Annotated in this window: 17 protein-coding genes; 3 read left to right on the top strand and 14 right to left on the bottom strand. The window is 56.0% G+C overall.

All coding sequences use genetic code 11. The features are described from left to right. Positions 1 to 58 precede the first annotated feature (58 nt). Positions 59 to 1,048 carry an aromatic acid exporter family protein gene (locus KNP83_RS05240; RefSeq protein WP_214761150.1) on the bottom strand — a complete coding sequence of 330 codons (990 nt, stop codon included), beginning with the start codon at positions 1,046 to 1,048 and terminating at the stop codon, positions 59 to 61. A 67-nt stretch (positions 1,049 to 1,115) separates the two neighbouring features. Between KNP83_RS05240 and KNP83_RS05235 the strand changes: the two genes are divergently transcribed. After that, positions 1,116 to 2,195 carry an N-acetylglucosaminidase gene (locus KNP83_RS05235; RefSeq protein ID WP_353048523.1) on the top strand — a complete coding sequence of 360 codons (1,080 nt, stop codon included), beginning with the start codon at positions 1,116 to 1,118 and terminating at the stop codon, positions 2,193 to 2,195. Positions 2,196 to 2,288: 93 nt separating this feature from the next. Continuing rightward, positions 2,289 to 3,053: a 2,4-dienoyl-CoA reductase gene (gene fadH, locus KNP83_RS05230; RefSeq protein WP_214761145.1), complete on the top strand. Its 765-nt coding sequence runs from the start codon at positions 2,289 to 2,291 to the stop codon at positions 3,051 to 3,053. A gap of 33 nt (positions 3,054 to 3,086) precedes the next feature. Here fadH and KNP83_RS05225 read toward each other — a convergent pair whose 3' ends face one another. From KNP83_RS05225 to KNP83_RS05190, 8 genes are all read right to left on the bottom strand, one after another. Then, positions 3,087 to 3,674, bottom strand: coding sequence for an HD domain-containing protein (locus tag KNP83_RS05225; RefSeq protein WP_214761143.1), 588 nt, complete (start codon positions 3,672 to 3,674; stop codon positions 3,087 to 3,089). Continuing rightward, positions 3,674 to 4,348, bottom strand: coding sequence for a metal-dependent hydrolase (locus tag KNP83_RS05220; protein WP_214761141.1), 675 nt, complete (start codon positions 4,346 to 4,348; stop codon positions 3,674 to 3,676). The genes KNP83_RS05225 and KNP83_RS05220 overlap by 1 nt, the downstream gene beginning before the upstream one ends. Positions 4,349 to 4,387: 39 nt before the next feature. Then, a complete protein-coding gene (locus KNP83_RS05215; RefSeq protein WP_214761140.1) occupies positions 4,388 to 5,110 on the bottom strand; it encodes an amino acid ABC transporter ATP-binding protein in 723 nt (240 codons plus the stop codon). Next, on the bottom strand, positions 5,107 to 5,766 hold the full coding sequence (locus KNP83_RS05210; RefSeq protein WP_214761137.1) for an amino acid ABC transporter permease: 660 nt from the start codon (positions 5,764 to 5,766) through the stop codon (positions 5,107 to 5,109). Before KNP83_RS05210 ends, KNP83_RS05215 begins: the two co-directional genes overlap by 4 nt. Before the next feature lie 59 nt (positions 5,767 to 5,825). Then, entirely contained in the window at positions 5,826 to 6,614 is a 789-nt protein-coding gene (locus KNP83_RS05205) for a transporter substrate-binding domain-containing protein (protein ID WP_214761136.1), read from the bottom strand. Between the two features lie 183 nt (positions 6,615 to 6,797). Beyond that, positions 6,798 to 7,139, bottom strand: a complete 342-nt coding sequence (locus tag KNP83_RS05200; RefSeq protein WP_214761134.1) for a DUF952 domain-containing protein — start codon at positions 7,137 to 7,139, stop codon at positions 6,798 to 6,800. Between the two features lie 55 nt (positions 7,140 to 7,194). Then, on the bottom strand, positions 7,195 to 7,623 hold the full coding sequence (locus KNP83_RS05195) for a BrxA/BrxB family bacilliredoxin (RefSeq protein ID WP_034777946.1): 429 nt from the start codon (positions 7,621 to 7,623) through the stop codon (positions 7,195 to 7,197). A gap of 34 nt (positions 7,624 to 7,657) precedes the next feature. Continuing rightward, positions 7,658 to 8,842: a class I SAM-dependent methyltransferase gene (locus tag KNP83_RS05190; RefSeq protein ID WP_353048514.1), complete on the bottom strand. Its 1,185-nt coding sequence runs from the start codon at positions 8,840 to 8,842 to the stop codon at positions 7,658 to 7,660. A gap of 99 nt (positions 8,843 to 8,941) precedes the next feature. Here KNP83_RS05190 and KNP83_RS05185 point away from each other — a divergent pair, with 99 nt between their 5' ends. Beyond that, positions 8,942 to 9,718 (top strand): sporulation protein, encoded by a 777-nt coding sequence (locus KNP83_RS05185; protein ID WP_214761130.1) that lies wholly within the window; start codon positions 8,942 to 8,944, stop codon positions 9,716 to 9,718. 81 nt (positions 9,719 to 9,799) lie between these two features. Here KNP83_RS05185 and KNP83_RS05180 read toward each other — a convergent pair whose 3' ends face one another. Genes KNP83_RS05180 through buk form a run of 5 tightly spaced genes read right to left on the bottom strand, consistent with a single transcriptional unit; the run spans position 9,800 to position 15,612 of the window. Further along, positions 9,800 to 11,119 (bottom strand): dihydrolipoamide acetyltransferase family protein, encoded by a 1,320-nt coding sequence (locus KNP83_RS05180; RefSeq protein ID WP_214761128.1) that lies wholly within the window; start codon positions 11,117 to 11,119, stop codon positions 9,800 to 9,802. 11 nt (positions 11,120 to 11,130) lie between these two features. Then, complete coding sequence (locus KNP83_RS05175; protein WP_214761126.1) at positions 11,131 to 12,108, bottom strand: alpha-ketoacid dehydrogenase subunit beta; 978 nt, start codon at positions 12,106 to 12,108, stop codon at positions 11,131 to 11,133. Then, complete coding sequence (locus KNP83_RS05170; protein WP_029595280.1) at positions 12,108 to 13,106, bottom strand: thiamine pyrophosphate-dependent dehydrogenase E1 component subunit alpha; 999 nt, start codon at positions 13,104 to 13,106, stop codon at positions 12,108 to 12,110. Before KNP83_RS05170 ends, KNP83_RS05175 begins: the two co-directional genes overlap by 1 nt. A 21-nt stretch (positions 13,107 to 13,127) precedes the next feature. Beyond that, positions 13,128 to 14,537: a dihydrolipoyl dehydrogenase gene (lpdA, locus tag KNP83_RS05165; protein WP_214761124.1), complete on the bottom strand. Its 1,410-nt coding sequence runs from the start codon at positions 14,535 to 14,537 to the stop codon at positions 13,128 to 13,130. Beyond that, on the bottom strand, positions 14,521 to 15,612 hold the full coding sequence (buk, locus tag KNP83_RS05160; protein ID WP_214761121.1) for a butyrate kinase: 1,092 nt from the start codon (positions 15,610 to 15,612) through the stop codon (positions 14,521 to 14,523). The genes lpdA and buk overlap by 17 nt, the downstream gene beginning before the upstream one ends.

Below are 15,612 nucleotides of genomic sequence, written 5' to 3'. Positions count from 1 at the left end.
ACAGAAAAAGCGTCAACGCATCATTCAAATCGGTGTCGTCGTCATCGTATCCATCTTTTTATTGAGCACGTTTTTGTCTGGGATGGCTATGTTCTTGTAACAACAGGATATACCGCTCTTTCAAAATCAAGTAGCTCTTCACATCCGACAATATATTTAATAGCGATGAACGTACCTCAAATTCCTCACGCGATGTGGGGAGGGGTACGTTTTTTCGATAATGCTCAATCGTCTCTTCAAGCTCACGTAGGAACGTCGAAGCATCGGCCCGTTGGTTGACGTTGTCCCCGACGCGTCGCAGGAACGTCGCCACCGGTTTGGCCTCATTGACGACCATCGTGATTTCCCGAGAGTTCTCGGCGATGCGCTTCAAAATGTCATACTGCCGTTCCCTCATCCGAAAATACAAATAATCGATGTCTTCGTTCCGCTTCCCGATCGAGTTCCCCATGCGACGGAGCGCGAGGTCTTTCCCTTGTTTCAAATAATCCCGCGTCTTCAAGAGCATCATCGAATGATCGTTATAGACACCGGTCTCGACACAGGCGGCTACATCATAAAAGTGAACGGCGAGGGCCCGGTCGATATTGTCCTTGATGCGCTCGATCTCTTTATCGAGTGTTGGCATGTACATGTTGACGACGAGTCCGACCCCGACGCCGATCGCAATCAATAACAGCTCGTTGACGAACAGGTCAAGCGAGAAACGCCCTTCCGTATACAGATGGGTCAAGATGACGACACTCGTGATCATGCCGTCCTGCAGTTTGAGCTGTTGTACGAGCGGGATGAACATGACAAAATAAAGTGTGAGCGTCGCCGGTGAATATCCGAGCAAGGTGAACATCAACGCTCCCATGCCGATGGCAATCAGGCTGGCCATGACCCGCTCATAGGAGGCCCGAAACGATTTTTTCCGCGTCTCCTGAATACTGAGGATGGCGATGATGGCTGCGAAGACGTAGTAATCGAGATGAATCGTCTCGGAGATGAGCATGGCGATTCCGGCCGCCGCCGCCGTCTTGAGCGTGCGTGATCCGATTTTCATAATATCTCCTCCTCTCTCACAAAATTGTTCACTAGTTTCTTCCGTTTGGCAATCCATATGTTTGGAAGTGATCGTATTGAAAAGAAAAAAACGCGGCGTGATTCCCACACTGCTCACGCTCGCCCTCGCCGTTCTCGGCTTCCTGTGGCTCCAAGACCGTCCGAGCGGCTCATATACCGTTCAGACGTATGATAATGGCGACGTCTCGACCCGGTCGTTCGAGTCGCTCGACGAGGCGCGGGCTTATATGGAACGGGGCGGCAACCGGACCTTGCTTGACTCGTCTGGGGACGTCATCGACTTCACGGGCAGCGGCATCGCCGTCACCCCGACCGACCGCATCACGAACCTGTATCAAGACGCCGAGTTCAAGAAACGGCAATCGTACGTCGCCGGTGGGACCCGCCTCCGTCTCGTGCAGACGAGTGACAAGCATTTGTTGGTGAACATCTCCGGCGCCGACGTCTACGTGAAACCGGCCGACATGACGCTTTACCCCGACGCCATCGTCGAGCGGCGCGGCTTCTATCAGATGCGGGAAGGGCAGGTGTTCCATACTGTCGAGGCGAACGGCAATCTGGCCGGGACGTTCCTCGTCGGTCCGGCACCGCAAGAATCGTCCGACCGCTATTATACCGAGGACGTGCGCGACGTGTTCGATTCGCCATATCAATTCGCCTCAATCGCGTCGAAGGCACCGTATACGGCCCGTGAGCTCGATACGTTCCTCGCCTCACTCGATGACAGCCCGCTCGCCGGGAAGGGCGACGCCTTCAAGGACGCCGAGGCGGAGTTCGGCATCAATGCCTTGTTCCTCATGGCCGTCGCCGGACACGAATCCGGTTTCGGTACGTCCGCCATCGCCCGGGACAAGAATAACTTGTTCGGCTTCCAGGCGACCGATAACGACCCGAGCGGAAATGCGGCCTCCTATCCGTCGGTCGAGGCGAGCATCGACGCCGCGGCTCGGCTATTCGCCGAAAAGTACGTGACGGGCGCCTATGACCGCGGGCCCTTCCCTGGCAATAAACAAGAGGGCGTCAACGTCAATTACGCCTCAGATCCGTATTGGGGTGAGAAAGTCGCGGGGACGATGTATCGCATCGACCGCGTCCTCGGGTTGACCTATTTAGAGCAACTGAAGTGACGGCCTTACGGTCGTCACTTTTTTTTGCAGGAATCCCCCCACATTGGGCGAATACATAAACTGAACGATCATTCATTCCAAAGGGGGATTCGTATGAAAACGATTTGGATCACAGGTGGCTCATCGGGGATGGGCAAGGCGATGGCGCTAAAATTCAAGACCGAGGGCTGGAACGTCGCCATCAGCGGGCGCAACGAGGAGCGGCTACAAGAAGCGATGGGCGAACTGGAGTCCATTGGGGCCGGTGCAGCGATGGCCGTGCAACACGATGTCCGTGACTATGAGGGCTGTGCCGTAGCGCTCGATCAAATCATCGAACGGTTTGGACCGGTGCACGCGCTCGTCAACAACGCGGCCGGCAACTTCGTCTGCCCGACGCTCGACTTGACGCCGAACGGATGGACGAGCGTCATCGACATCGTCTTGAACGGGACGTTCAACTGCACCCACGTGCTCGGCAAACATTGGGAACGGGAGCGATTGCGTGACGGCTCCATCATCAACATGGTCGCGTCGTACGCCTGGCAAGCGGGTGCCGGTGTCGCACCGAGCGCCGCTGCCAAGGCCGGTGTGCTCAATTTGACGCGGACGCTCGCCGTCGAGTGGGGCTATCAGTTCGGGGCGCGCGTGAACGCGATTAGCCCGGGCCCGATTGAACGGACCGGCGGTGCCGACAAGCTGGCCGTCCACGTCAAAGAAGTCGAGCGCATCCGCCGCAACGTGCCGCTCGGTCGGTTCGGGACACCGGAAGAGATTGCCGATCTCGCCTATTGGATGACGTCGGACGAGATGCGTTATTTGAACGGGGACTGCATCTCCCTCGACGGTGGCCATTGGCTCAATAAACATCCGTTCTGACCAAAAAACGGCCGAGGAGTCTCCTCGGCCGTTTCATATGTCTCGTCCCGTCCATTCCGCTTCGAACCGATCCAAAAAAGTGAGCATGAACGCATGGCGTTCCCGGGCGATTCGTCTCGCCCGATCCGTATGCATCTGATGGGCGAGCCGGAGCAACTTCTCCTCGAAGTGAGCGACCGCGCTCGTCGGATTATCCTCGCCGTACAGGCTATGGCCACGTGCACCGGCGAATTGGAACGTTCGGGCGATGCCGATCGCCCCGATCGCGTCGAGCCGGTCGGCGTCTTGAAGCATCGCGCTCTCACGTGACGACGGAGATCGTCCTTTTGAAAAGGACGTCTCTTCAATCATCGTCAGGATGTGTGTCCGTTGTTTCGGATTGAGCGCCAACGTGTCGAGATGGCGAGCGACGAGACCTTTGTCACGCCCGAGTTTCTCATCCTCGACATCATGCAAGAGTGCCGCAAGCGTCAAAGCGAGACCGTCGACCGCCTCACCTTCGGCGAGATGCATCGCCAAACGGCGGACGCGGTCGAGATGAGCCATGTCATGCCCGGTATGGTCTCCGGCATGGAGCTTCGTCACGTACCGCTCGGTCTCGAGCACCGCTGGATGACTCATCAAATCTCAATCGTCGTGTTCGGCTCAATCAAGAGGCCGCGTTGATGCAATTGATCGCAGAACGCCCGCGCGTCTTGTTTGATGGGCGGGAACGTATCAAAATGAATCGGCACGACTCGTTTCGCTTGGAGCCAGTGCGCCGCATCGAGCGCGTCGACCGGTCCCATCGTGAAGTTGTCTCCGATCGGGAGGAAGGCGACGTCAATCTCGAAACGTTCGCCGTACAGTTTCATATCCGAGAACAGTGCCGTGTCCCCGGCGTGATACACCGTGAGCGCGTTCGTCTCGATGATGAATCCGCCAGGCATCCCCATATAGACCGGGACGTCGCCCATGTCGAGACTCGAGCTATGGAACGCTTGCGTCATCGTAACGCGGCCAAAAGCGAATGAATGGCCGCCCCCGATATTCATGCCGTGTACCGAGTAGCCCTTCTTCTCATAGTATGTCGCCAGTTCGTGCGTCGCGACGATCGTCGCACCCGTCTGTTTCGCAATCAACTCGACGTCTTCGATATGGTCGAAATGGGCGTGGGTGAGCAGGATATAATCTGCTTTGATGCTCGCCGGGTCGACGTCCGTGTGCGGATTGCTCGTCAGGAACGGGTCAATCAAGACGGACGTCCCGTCGATATCGAGTTGTACGGTTGCATGGCCATAATAGGTGATCTTCATTGAAATCCTCCCTTTCTGGTATCAGATGGAACGTTTCACTTATAAGACTTTTTCTAAGAAGCGTTTCGCGCGGTCGGTCTGCGGGTTGAGGAGCAGGTCGGCCGGTTTGCCTTCTTCCATCAAGATGCCTTCGTCGAGGAAGAGGACGCGGTCTGCCACTTCACGGGCGAAGCCCATCTCGTGCGTGACGACGACCATCGTCATCCCTGACTCGGCGAGCCCTTTCATGACGTCGAGCACTTCGTTGACCATCTCCGGGTCGAGCGCTGACGTCGGCTCATCGAACAACATGACGTTCGGCTCCATGGCGAGCGCCCGAGCGATGGCGACACGTTGCTTTTGTCCACCTGACAATTGACTCGGGTAGGCGTCAATCTTCTCAGACAATCCGACGCGTTCGAGGAGCTTTTTCGCCCGTTCGATTGCCTCGGCCTTGCTTACTTTCAAGACGTTGATCGGGGCATACGTCAAATTGTCGAGCACGCTCATGTGCGGGAACAAGTTGAACTGTTGGAACACCATCCCGATGTTTTGACGCGCCTTCGAGACGTTGGCGCCTTTTTTCGTGAGCTCATACCCGTCGACGCTGACTGAGCCAGACGTCGGTACCTCGAGCATGTTCAAGCAACGGAGAAACGTCGATTTCCCTGAACCGGACGGACCGATGACGGCGACGACTTCCCCTTTCTGAATCGATGTCGTAATGCCTTTGAGGACCTCGAGGTCGCCAAATTGTTTGTATAAATCTTTTACTTCTATCATCTGCCATCACTCTTTCTTAGCCGTTTTTCTAGACGTTGACCAAGATACGTCAACACCATCACTATTGTAAAGTATATCACACCGGCAAACAGGAGCGGTTCAAAGTAGATCGCCTTCTGCCCACCGACGATTTGCGCCCGGCGCATGATGTCGAGCACACCGACCGTCGAGACGAGCGCCGATTCTTTCGTGAGCGTGATCATCTCGTTGACGAGGGCCGGCAAGATGTTTTTGAACGCCTGCGGCAAGATGATCGACCGCAATTGTTTGACGTACGGGACGCCGAGCGCATCCGACGCCTCCCACTGGCCCTTGTCGACCGCTTGAATCCCGGCCCGAATGATTTCCGAGATGTAGGCGGCCGAGTTGAGTGAGAAGGCGATGACGGCCGATTGATACGGCGACGTGATATAACCGGTCAATTGTGGCAACCCGAAGTGGATAATCGCGAGTTGCAAGATGAGCGGTGTCCCGCGGAACACGGCCGTATAGGCGTGCCCGATGAAGTTGACGAGACGGTTTGGCACGATTTTGAATGTGGCGACGACGACGCCAAGCGTGATCCCGAACAAGGCCGAGAAGAGCACGACTTGGAACATGACGGGAATCCCTTCGAGAATATACGGGATAGAATCATAAATCCGACTAAAATCCATTGTGAGTTCCTCCTAAAAAAGGCTGACTGATGCTTTCAGTCAGCCTTCTACAATCTTTATTATTCAGCTGGTGCTGCTTCTTGTTCGAACCATTTTTGAGCCAACTTCTCGATCTCTCCTGAGTCGATCATCTTGTTCAACTCTTCGTTGAACTGATCGCGAAGCTCGTCGTCCTTGCGGAAGGCAGCTGCCGAGCCGGCCTCTTCCTCGTCGACGATTTCAAACGTCGTGAGTTCGCTGTCTTGGTCGAGATATTTCTTCGCGACCGTGTCCTCGATGACCATCGCATCGATGCGGCCGGTCTTGATTTCCTGGATGATCTCCGGAATCTTGTTCAAGGCGACGATTTCAGCGCCCGGGATTTGCTCTTTGGCGATCCCTTCTTGAATCGAACCGAGTTGGACCCCGACTTGTTTTCCGTCCAAGTCTTCAAGCGACTGGATGGCATCCCCTTTTGACAAAATCAAGTTCTTCGCCGTGAAGTAGATGTCTGAGAAATCAGCGTTCTCTTTTCGTTCTTCCGTCGGCGTCATCCCTGCCATGACGAAATCGACACGACCGGCGTTGAGCGCTCCGAGCAGGCTCCCGAAGTCCATGTCTTCAATTTTCAATTCGTAGCCCATGTTCTCGGCCACTTGCTTGGCGATATCGATATCGAATCCGACAATCTCATCCCCGTTCGCCGTGTCGACGAATTCATATGGGAAGTAGTCCGCACTCGTCCCCATGACGATGACTTTGTCATCCTCATCGGTCGATGTCGAACCTCCTTCGTTCACGTCTGCCCCACAGGCTACTGAAAAAGCGGCTAGGCTTGCGATACATAATGCTAGAAAACCTTTTTTCATGTTCATCGTCCCTTTCTTCAATAGGATGAAATTATCAGAACTTTAACAAAATTATGACATATACGTGAATGTTGCTCAACTGTCCTCTGACTCATCATATGTCCGACTTGTTCTTAAACCACTATATACACATAATTATTACTTGTAAAGTATATTCATGCATAAAATCCAAAAAAAATACGGTCACATTCGCTCGTAATCAAAATACGTGACCGTACCGTTGTCGCGAGAGCCGTAGGGCTGCACTCGTTTGACGGAAGCGATAGGAATGGCGCTATACACGTGGGGATAGCGTTCCCCGTCCTCGTCAAACTCATAGTGGAGCAGGCTGCCGAGACGTCCGACATGGAACGAGACGAGGACGACTCGCTCCCCATGATAATACCGACGCACAAATTTTCCGATCTGTTGCGGGGTGCAACAACGAATGTACCCTTCCGTTTGGAGGGTCGGTTCATTGATTTCACCACGCGACAAGGCGATTGTATATTCGGCCTCGCTCATGATTTTGACGACTGGTTCCATCTCATCGATCCCTTCTTAAGGAAAAGCGCAAAGGCAATGCCTCTGCGCTCATGTCTTAGGCGTAATAAATATCGAACAACGTCTGTAACTGCTCGACGAGCTCTTCGGCCGTCGATGACTCGATTGTGCTCCGCTCGACCATCGTGACGATGTTGCCGTCTTCTAACAGGGCGATCGATGGTGACGACGGGGCGTAACCTTCGAAGTATTCACGGGCGCGGTCCGTCGCTTCACGGTCTTGACCCGCGAACACGGTGACGAACTGGTCCGGTTTGACGCCTTCCATCTTATTCACGTATGCCGCTGCTGGACGGGCGATACCACCGGCACAGCCACATACCGAGTTGACGAGCACGAGCGTCTTGCCTTCTTTCGTTAACGCCGCGTCGACTTCTTCCGGTGTCGTGAGCTCGGTATATCCGGCTGCGCGTACCTCGTTGCGTGCTTGTTCGACTACATCTTGAAAGTATAATTGAAAATCCATATTGTTTCCCCTTTCGACTTGCGTCTGTTCTATCTTATTTTACGTCTAGTGGATCGGTTAGGACAAGTCTATCGTTCAATTGTCCTTCGAGGAACGGTGTCGCGTTCAACATCGTCTTGAAGGCCACGTAGCGGGCCCGCGCTTCTGCGGTCGCTTCCCGGTTCGTCAAATAGGCCCGGATGAGGATATTTTTCGGCGTGTGCTCCATATCGATGAACTCGAGCAGTTGCGCCTCGTAGCCGACGAGACCGAGCAATTCGGCCCGAATCGAATCGGTGGCCAGCGCCGCGAACCGTTCTTTGACGAGACCATGTTGCAACATGACGTCGAGGCTCGGAGCCTCCAATTGACGGTTCAATTCTTTTTGACAACACGGTACGCTCAAAATGACTTTCGCTCCCCACCGTACGGCGCGGGCGAGTGCCATATCCGTCGCGACGTCGCACGCATGGAGCGTGACGACCATATCGACCGCCGTCTCGCCCTCGAACTCGTTGATGTCGCCGACGAGGAACTCGAGACGGTCATAACCGAGGTCGCGGGCAATCCCCGCACATTCCTCGATGACTTCTTTCTTCAAATCGAGTCCGGTGATGTGGACGTCATAGCCTTTCATCTCATGCAGGAAGTGATAGAGCGCGAACGTCAAATATGACTTACCTGAGCCGAAATCGAGAATCCGAATCGTCCGGTCGGTCGGCAAGTGTTTGATCGAGTCCTCGATAAACTCGAGGAAGCGGTTGATTTGTTTGAACTTGTCATACTTTTGACGTTTCACTTTCCCATCCTCGGACTGGACCCCGAGTCGGATGAGGAACGGTACCGGTTCATCGAGCGGCAGGACATACTGCTTCTCGCGGTTATGGCTCAGTTTCACTTGTTTGACGGCCGTCTCGCGTTCCCTGAACGTCACTTTGAACTTTTTAGACAGCTGGAAGTGGAACTCGGACGCCTTCAGTTGGAACTGTCCTTGGCGGAACGTCTCGAGCAACTCGTCGAGTTCGAGAATCGCCTCGTCCGGCGTGAGATTTTTATGTTTCATCACCCGTTCAAATTGGTATTCGAATTGTATATGGTACTCGCCCTTCAACAGGACCGGCTTCAATTTGACCCGGCGCAAATCGTTCGACTTTTGACGCGGTTGACTGATTGTCGCTGTCACGAGCTCGTTCTGGCGAATCACATCAGCGAGCCGTTCAGTTAATGCTGTATATTCCACTGCGTTCATCCTTTTTTCAGTAGTTTCGAAACTTTTGTTCACGTGTATTCGTACATACTATTACACGAACACGTGCAAACGTCAAAGGAGGATCATTGTATGTTCAAAAAGTTATTATCATCAATCGGAATCGGTGCCGCGACGGTGGATACGCGACTCGAAGAGAGCGCCTGTGTGCCGGGCGGGACGCTGAACGGTGTCGTCCATATCAAGGGTGGCAGCACCGAGCAATCGGTCGACCGGATTTACATCTTCTTCAACACGCTCTATAAGCACGAGGTGAACGACAAGACGACGTATTCGACGTTCACGATCGAGAAGATCTTGTTGAACGAAGCACCGTTCATGATCGGTCCCGAAGAAGTGAAGGAGATCCCGTTCACGATCGACGTGCCGTTCAACACGCCAATCTCGGTCAGCCAATCAAAATCATGGATCGAGACGGGTCTTGATATCGCCCAGGCCGTCGACCCGAAAGACGAGGACTCGATTCTCGTCAAACCGAACCCGGCCCAGCAAGTCATCCTCGACGTGCTCGACGACATCGGCTTCCGCTTGAAGAAGGCCGATACGGAGATGCTTCCGGCCCGCCATCGCTCCGGCCGTCTCCCGATCGCCCAAGAGCTCGAATACTCGCCGAACGGGACGAGCTACGGACGTAAACTCGATGAGCTTGAAGTCGTCATGCTCCAAACCGAGACATCGTTAGATTTGTTGATTCAAGTCGACAAGAGCGTCCACAACCTCGGCAGCCTGTTCGCCGACTTGACCGGGACCGACGAATCGACACACCGCCTCAGCTACACGAACGCCGAGCTCTCCTCGCCCGAGCGCATCCGCCGCGATATCGTTTCTTTGATTGAACGTTCCATCTGAACCATGCAGCCACGGACATGTCCGTGGCTTATTTATTTTTCATATGAAAAAGCCTGCCCTCGAATGAAGGCAGGACGTGAATCAATAGAGCGTATACGTGTCCGGGTCGATGGACTCGAGCGACTGTTTGATCGCCTGCAAGAACTGACCGGCGACGAGACCGTCGAGGACGCGGTGGTCGACCGACATGCATAGGTTGACCATGTCGCGCGCCGCGAACATCCCGTTCACCCACACCGGACGCTTCACGATCGACTCGACCGACAAAATCGCCGCTTGCGGGTAGTTCAGAATCGGTGCCGATTGAATCGAACCGAACGCCCCCGTATTGTTGATCGTGAACGTGCCGCCCCGCATCTCGTCCGCTTTTAAGCGGTTGCCACGGGCACGGGCCGCGACGTCTTGGAGCGCGACGGCGAGACCTTTGATGTTCTTCTCATCCGCGTGCTTGATGACCGGGACGTAGAGGGCGTCGTTCGCCGCGACGGCGACCGACAGATGGATGTCTTGATGGACTTTGATGTGATCGCCCGCCCATTCCGAGTTCATCATCGGATGCTTCTTGAGCGCCTCGATGGCCGCCTTCATGAAGAACGGCATGAACGTCAGCTTGACGCCTTCCCGTTTAAAGAACTCGTCTTTCAACTTGGCACGCGCTGCGACCAGGTTCGTCACATCGACCTCGATCATGAGCCACGCATGCGGGGCCTCATGTTTCGAGCGGACCATGTTGTTGGCGATCGCTTGACGAACACCTGCCGTCGGGATGAGTTCGACTCGGTCCGACGACGCGCCGGTTGCCGGCACAGATGGCGTCACGGTAGGTGTCGCGACCGTATCAGGTACGTCGAGCTTCGTTTGTGTCATCGTCTCTTGGACCGGGACTTGCGTCGCCGCTTCCGGCTTGACCGGACGGCCTTCCGATAAGTAGCGGAGGACATCTTTGCGCGTGATGCGACCCCCGAGGCCGCTCCCGTCAAGCTCGTTTAAGTCGATCGCGTTCTCATTGGCGAGTCGGATGACGGCCGGCGAGAAACGGCCGTTATTCTGTTTTCGTGGCGCGGCCGACGTTGCAGTGACCGCTTGTTTCGTCTCGACCGGGGCCGCTTCGACTTGTGCCGGTTCTGCTTCTACTTCTGCTTTCGCCGGCGCCGACTCGGCACCTTCGACTTCCATGACGAGGACCGGCGTGCCGACGGCGACCGTGTCGCCTTCACTAATCAAAATCTGTTTCACGACGCCGGCATTTGTCGCCGGAATCTCGGCCGTCACTTTATCGGTCATGACCTCGGCGAGCGGCTCGTACTCCTCGACACGGTCACCTGGTTTGACGAGAAACGTCGTGATTGTCCCCTCGGTGACACTCTCACCGAGTTGGGGCATGTTGATTGTCTGTTCCATACGACCCCTCCTTAAAACGCGGCGAGCTGACGTGCCCGCTCCGCGATTTTTTCAGGGGATACGATGAAGAACTTCTCCATCGGTGGTGCATACGGCATCGACGGGACGTCCGGTCCCGCGAGACGCTCGATTGGCGCATCGAGTTCGAATAGCGCTTTCTCGGCAATGATGGCCGCGACTTCCCCAAGGATGCTGCCTTCTTTATTGTCTTCGGTGACGAGGAGTACTTTCCCGGTCTTTTTGACGGCTTCGACGATCCCGTCTTGGTCGAGCGGATAAATCGTACGCAAATCGAGGATGTGCGTGCTGATGCCTTCGGCTTCGAGCGTTTTCGCAGCTTCCTGGGCCATATGGACGCACAGCCCGTACGTGATGATCGTGATGTCGTCACCTTCACGCTTGACGGCGGCCTTGCCGATTTCGACCGTATAGTCATCGGTCGGTAGGTCGGCTTTCAAGAGGCGGTACGCCCGCTTATGTTCGAAGAAGAGGACCGGGTCGTTCGAGCGGATGGCTGACTTGAGCAACCCTTTCGCATCGACCGGGTCGGACGGAATGACGATTTTGAGGCCAGGCGTAGAGTTGAACATCGCCTCGACCGATTGAGAGTGATAGAGCGCGCCGTGAATCCCACCGCCGAACGGTGCACGGATGACCATCGGACACGTCCAATCATTGTTCGACCGATAGCGGATTTTCGCCGCTTCCGAGACGATTTGGTTGACCGCCGGCATGATGAAGTCAGCGAACTGCATCTCGGCGATCGGACGCATGCCGTACATGGCCGCGCCGATGCCGACACCTGCGATCGCGCTCTCGGCGAGCGGCGCATCGATGACGCGGTCCTCGCCGTATTTCTCAATCAAGCCTTGCGTCGCGCGGAACACACCGCCGCGGACGCCGACATCTTCACCGAGCACGAAGACGTTCTCATCGCGTTCCATCTCTTCATGAATCGCTTCATTGATCGCTTCAATAAACGTTTTCATCACATTTCCCCCTCGTACACATGGTCCATCGTCGATTCAGGAGACGCATACGGTGCCTTGTCAGCGTACGCCGTCGCCTCATTGACTTCACGATCGACGTTTGCCTCGATCTCTGCGAGTTCTTCCTCGGTCATGACGCCGTCCTCAATCAAACGCTTGCGGAACAATTGATTCCCGTCGCGGTTCTTGAGATCAGCCAACTCCTCGACCGAGCGGTACGCCTTGTCATCATCATCCGATGAGTGCGGCACGAGACGCTCGACCTCGGCTTCAATCAGTGTCGGGCCTTCGCCGCGAAGGGCGCGGGCACGGGCTTCTTTCACGGCGACATAGACGGCGATCGGATCGGTTCCATCGACCGTGACGCCAGGCATGCCGTAGCCTTTGGCGCGGTCCGATACGCGCTCGCAGGCGAGCTGTTTCGAGAGCGGTACCGAGATGGCGTACTTGTTGTTCTCACAGAACAAAATCACCGGCAATTTATGAACGCCCGCGAAGTTCGCGCCTTCGTGGAAGTCCCCTTGGTTCGATGAGCCTTCTCCGAACGAGACGAACGTGACGAGCTCTTCTTTTTTTAGCTTGGCGGCGAGCGCCACACCGACAGCATGCGGGACTTGCGTCGTCACAGGAGACGAGCCCGTCACGATGCGATGCTGTTTCGAACCGAAATGGCCCGGCATTTGACGGCCTCCCGAGTTCGGGTCCTCCGCCTTGGCGAACGCCGACAACATCAAGTCGCGAGCCGTCTGTCCGAAGTGAAGAACGACGGCGACATCACGGTAATACGGAAGGATATAGTCCGTCCCTTTCTCGAGCGCGAACGCCGCCCCGACTTGGGCCGCCTCTTGTCCTTGACACGAGACGACGAACGGGATTTTTCCGGCACGGTTCAATTTCCACATGCGCTCATCGATTTTCCTGGCGCGGACCATCGTTTCGTACATCGCACCGAGGTCTTGTTTCGTCAGCCCTAGTTCCTCATATGAATTCACAGTCATCTGTTCCATTCTGTTTCCTCCTTAGGCGTGAATCGGTAATCCGTCAACGGCCAGTGCCGCTTCTTGGAACGCTTCGCTCAGCGCCGGGTGAGGATGGACGAGTTGGCCCATTTCCCATGCCGTGGCGTTCAAGACGAGAGCGAGTCCGCCTTCTGTGATTAATTCTGTCGCTTTCGGCCCGACGATGTGCACCCCAAGCAGGTCGTCCGTCGTCTTGTCCGATACGAGTTTGACAAAGCCATCCGCTTGTCCCTCGATGCGGGCCTTGCCGAGACCGTTGAAGCGATACGTGCCCGTCTTGACGTCGTGCCCGGCCGCTTTGGCTGCTTCCTCGGTCATGCCGACCGAGGCGACTTCCGGCACTCCATAGACGCAACGCGGGATCAAGGCGTAATCGAGCGGTGTCGGCTCATGGCCGAGAATCGTCTCGACCGCCTTCACCCCTTCCGCCGAGGCGACATGGGCGAGCTGAAGCTTTCCGATGCAGTCTCCGATGGCGAAGATGTGACGCTCTTTCGTCCGATACTGTTCATCGACTTGGATGACACCGTTCTCGACGACGATCGAGGTGTTCTGTAGCCCGAGATGTTCCGTATTGGCGACCCGACCGACCGAGACGAGGACGCACTCGACCGAAATCGTCTCTTCGCCGACCGCGAGCGCGACGGCGTCGGTTGCCACTTCCGTCCGTTCCGGATCGACGGTGACGTTTCTCAACACGCGGACGCCCCTTTTTTTGAGAAGTCGTTCGACTTCCCGTGACACCGCTTTGTCTTCGAGCGGCAACAGACGCTCCCCGACTTCAATCAGCGTGACCGCGACATCGAGGTCGATGAGCATCGAGGCCCATTCGACACCGATGACCCCACCGCCGACGATGGCGATGGATTCCGGCAACTGCTCGAACTGGAGTAGGTCGTCCGAGTTCAAGATGCGTGTATGGTCAAACGGCAGGCCAGGCAGTTCACGCGGGATTGACCCGGTCGCGATGATGAGCTGGTTTGGCAAGATGAGCTCGGACTCGCCCGATGCGTCTTCGACCGAGACCGTTCCCGGCTGCGGCGAGAAGATGCTTGGTCCTAAAATCGATGCCTTTCCTCGAAACACCTCGATTTTGCCTTGCTTCATCAAATGCTCGATGCCTTTCTCTAACCCAGCGACCAAGTCGCGCTTGAACGACTGGGCCCGCTCCATATTGAACGTGACGTCTCCCGTCTCGACGCCGTACGCGCTCCCGTGTTTTGCCGTCTGATAGACGTGGGCCGCTTTCAACAACGCCTTCGTCGGGATGCAGCCTTTATGTAGACATGTCCCGCCGAGTTTCTCGGCCTCCACGATTGCGACAGTTTTCCCGGCTTGGGCCGCCTTGATGGCCGCTACGTATCCGCCAGGACCGCCGCCGATGACGACGATCTCAAATTCTCGTGCCATGTGTATCCCCCTCATATTCTCGAACTGCTTCTTCATGTCGGATGGCCCGGAGTGCGCCCTCGGCGAGTGCCTTCAGCTCATCTTCACCCGGATAGATGTGGACCGGCGCCAAATAGCCGACGCGCGCACTGATTTGCTCGGTCAGCCAAGTCGAATAGGCGATGCCGCCCGTCAACAGAATCGCGTCGACGTCGCCGCGTAGCGTGGCGCCGTGTTTGGCGATCTCCTGGGCGACGCGGTACGCCATCGTCTCGTAAAGAAGAACGGCCTGTTCATCACCATCTGCCATGCGCTGTTCGATCTCAATCGCGTCGAACGTCCCGAGATGGGCGAACAACCCGCCGCGACCGACGATTTTCTGTTTCATTTCCGACTCTTTATACCTGGTACTATAACATAGTTCTACTACCTGTCCAACAGGAATCGAGCCAGCCCGTTCCGGTGCGAGCGGCCCGTCGCCGTCGAGTCCGTTGTTCACATCGATGACGGCCCCTTTGGCATGGGCACCGACAGTGATGCCGCCTCCGAGATGCGCAATAATCAAGTTCAACTCTTTGTAATCGCTTCCATTTTCAGCCGCGAATCGTTTTGCGACCGCCTTTTGGTTCAAGGCGTGGAAGATGCTACGACGGTTGATTTCGGGCATTCCCGTCATTCGCGCGAGCGGACCGAGCTCGTCGACGACGACCGGATCGACGATAAAATTCGGTACTTGAAATAATTCCCCGAGCTTGTGAGCGAGTAGCCCGCCCAAATTCGAGGCGTGCATCCCGAAGCGACCGCTCGCCAAATCCTCACGCATGAGCGGGTTGACGGCGTACGTCCCCGATGTCATCGGGGCCAGCAAGCCGCCGCGACCGACGATCGCGGACAACTCCTCGCCCGCGATATTCGATTCGGCCAATAAGTCCCGCACTTCGCGCTCGCGATGCGGCAATTGCTCCGGAAGTGACAATCCTGTGACGTCGGCCCCGTGACGGACGGTACGAGACAAGATCTCGTCCGCTCCGTCAAACAAACCGACCTTCGTCGACGTCGAACCGGGGTTGATGGCAAGAATGAGCTGTCGTGTCAT

Origin of the sequence: Exiguobacterium sp. s146 (genome assembly GCF_018618415.1) — a bacterium.
Lineage (GTDB): Bacteria > Bacillota > Bacilli > Exiguobacteriales > Exiguobacteriaceae > Exiguobacterium.
The sequence above is the reverse complement of the archived record's forward strand: the minus strand, read 5'-3'. Positions and strand labels throughout refer to the sequence as shown.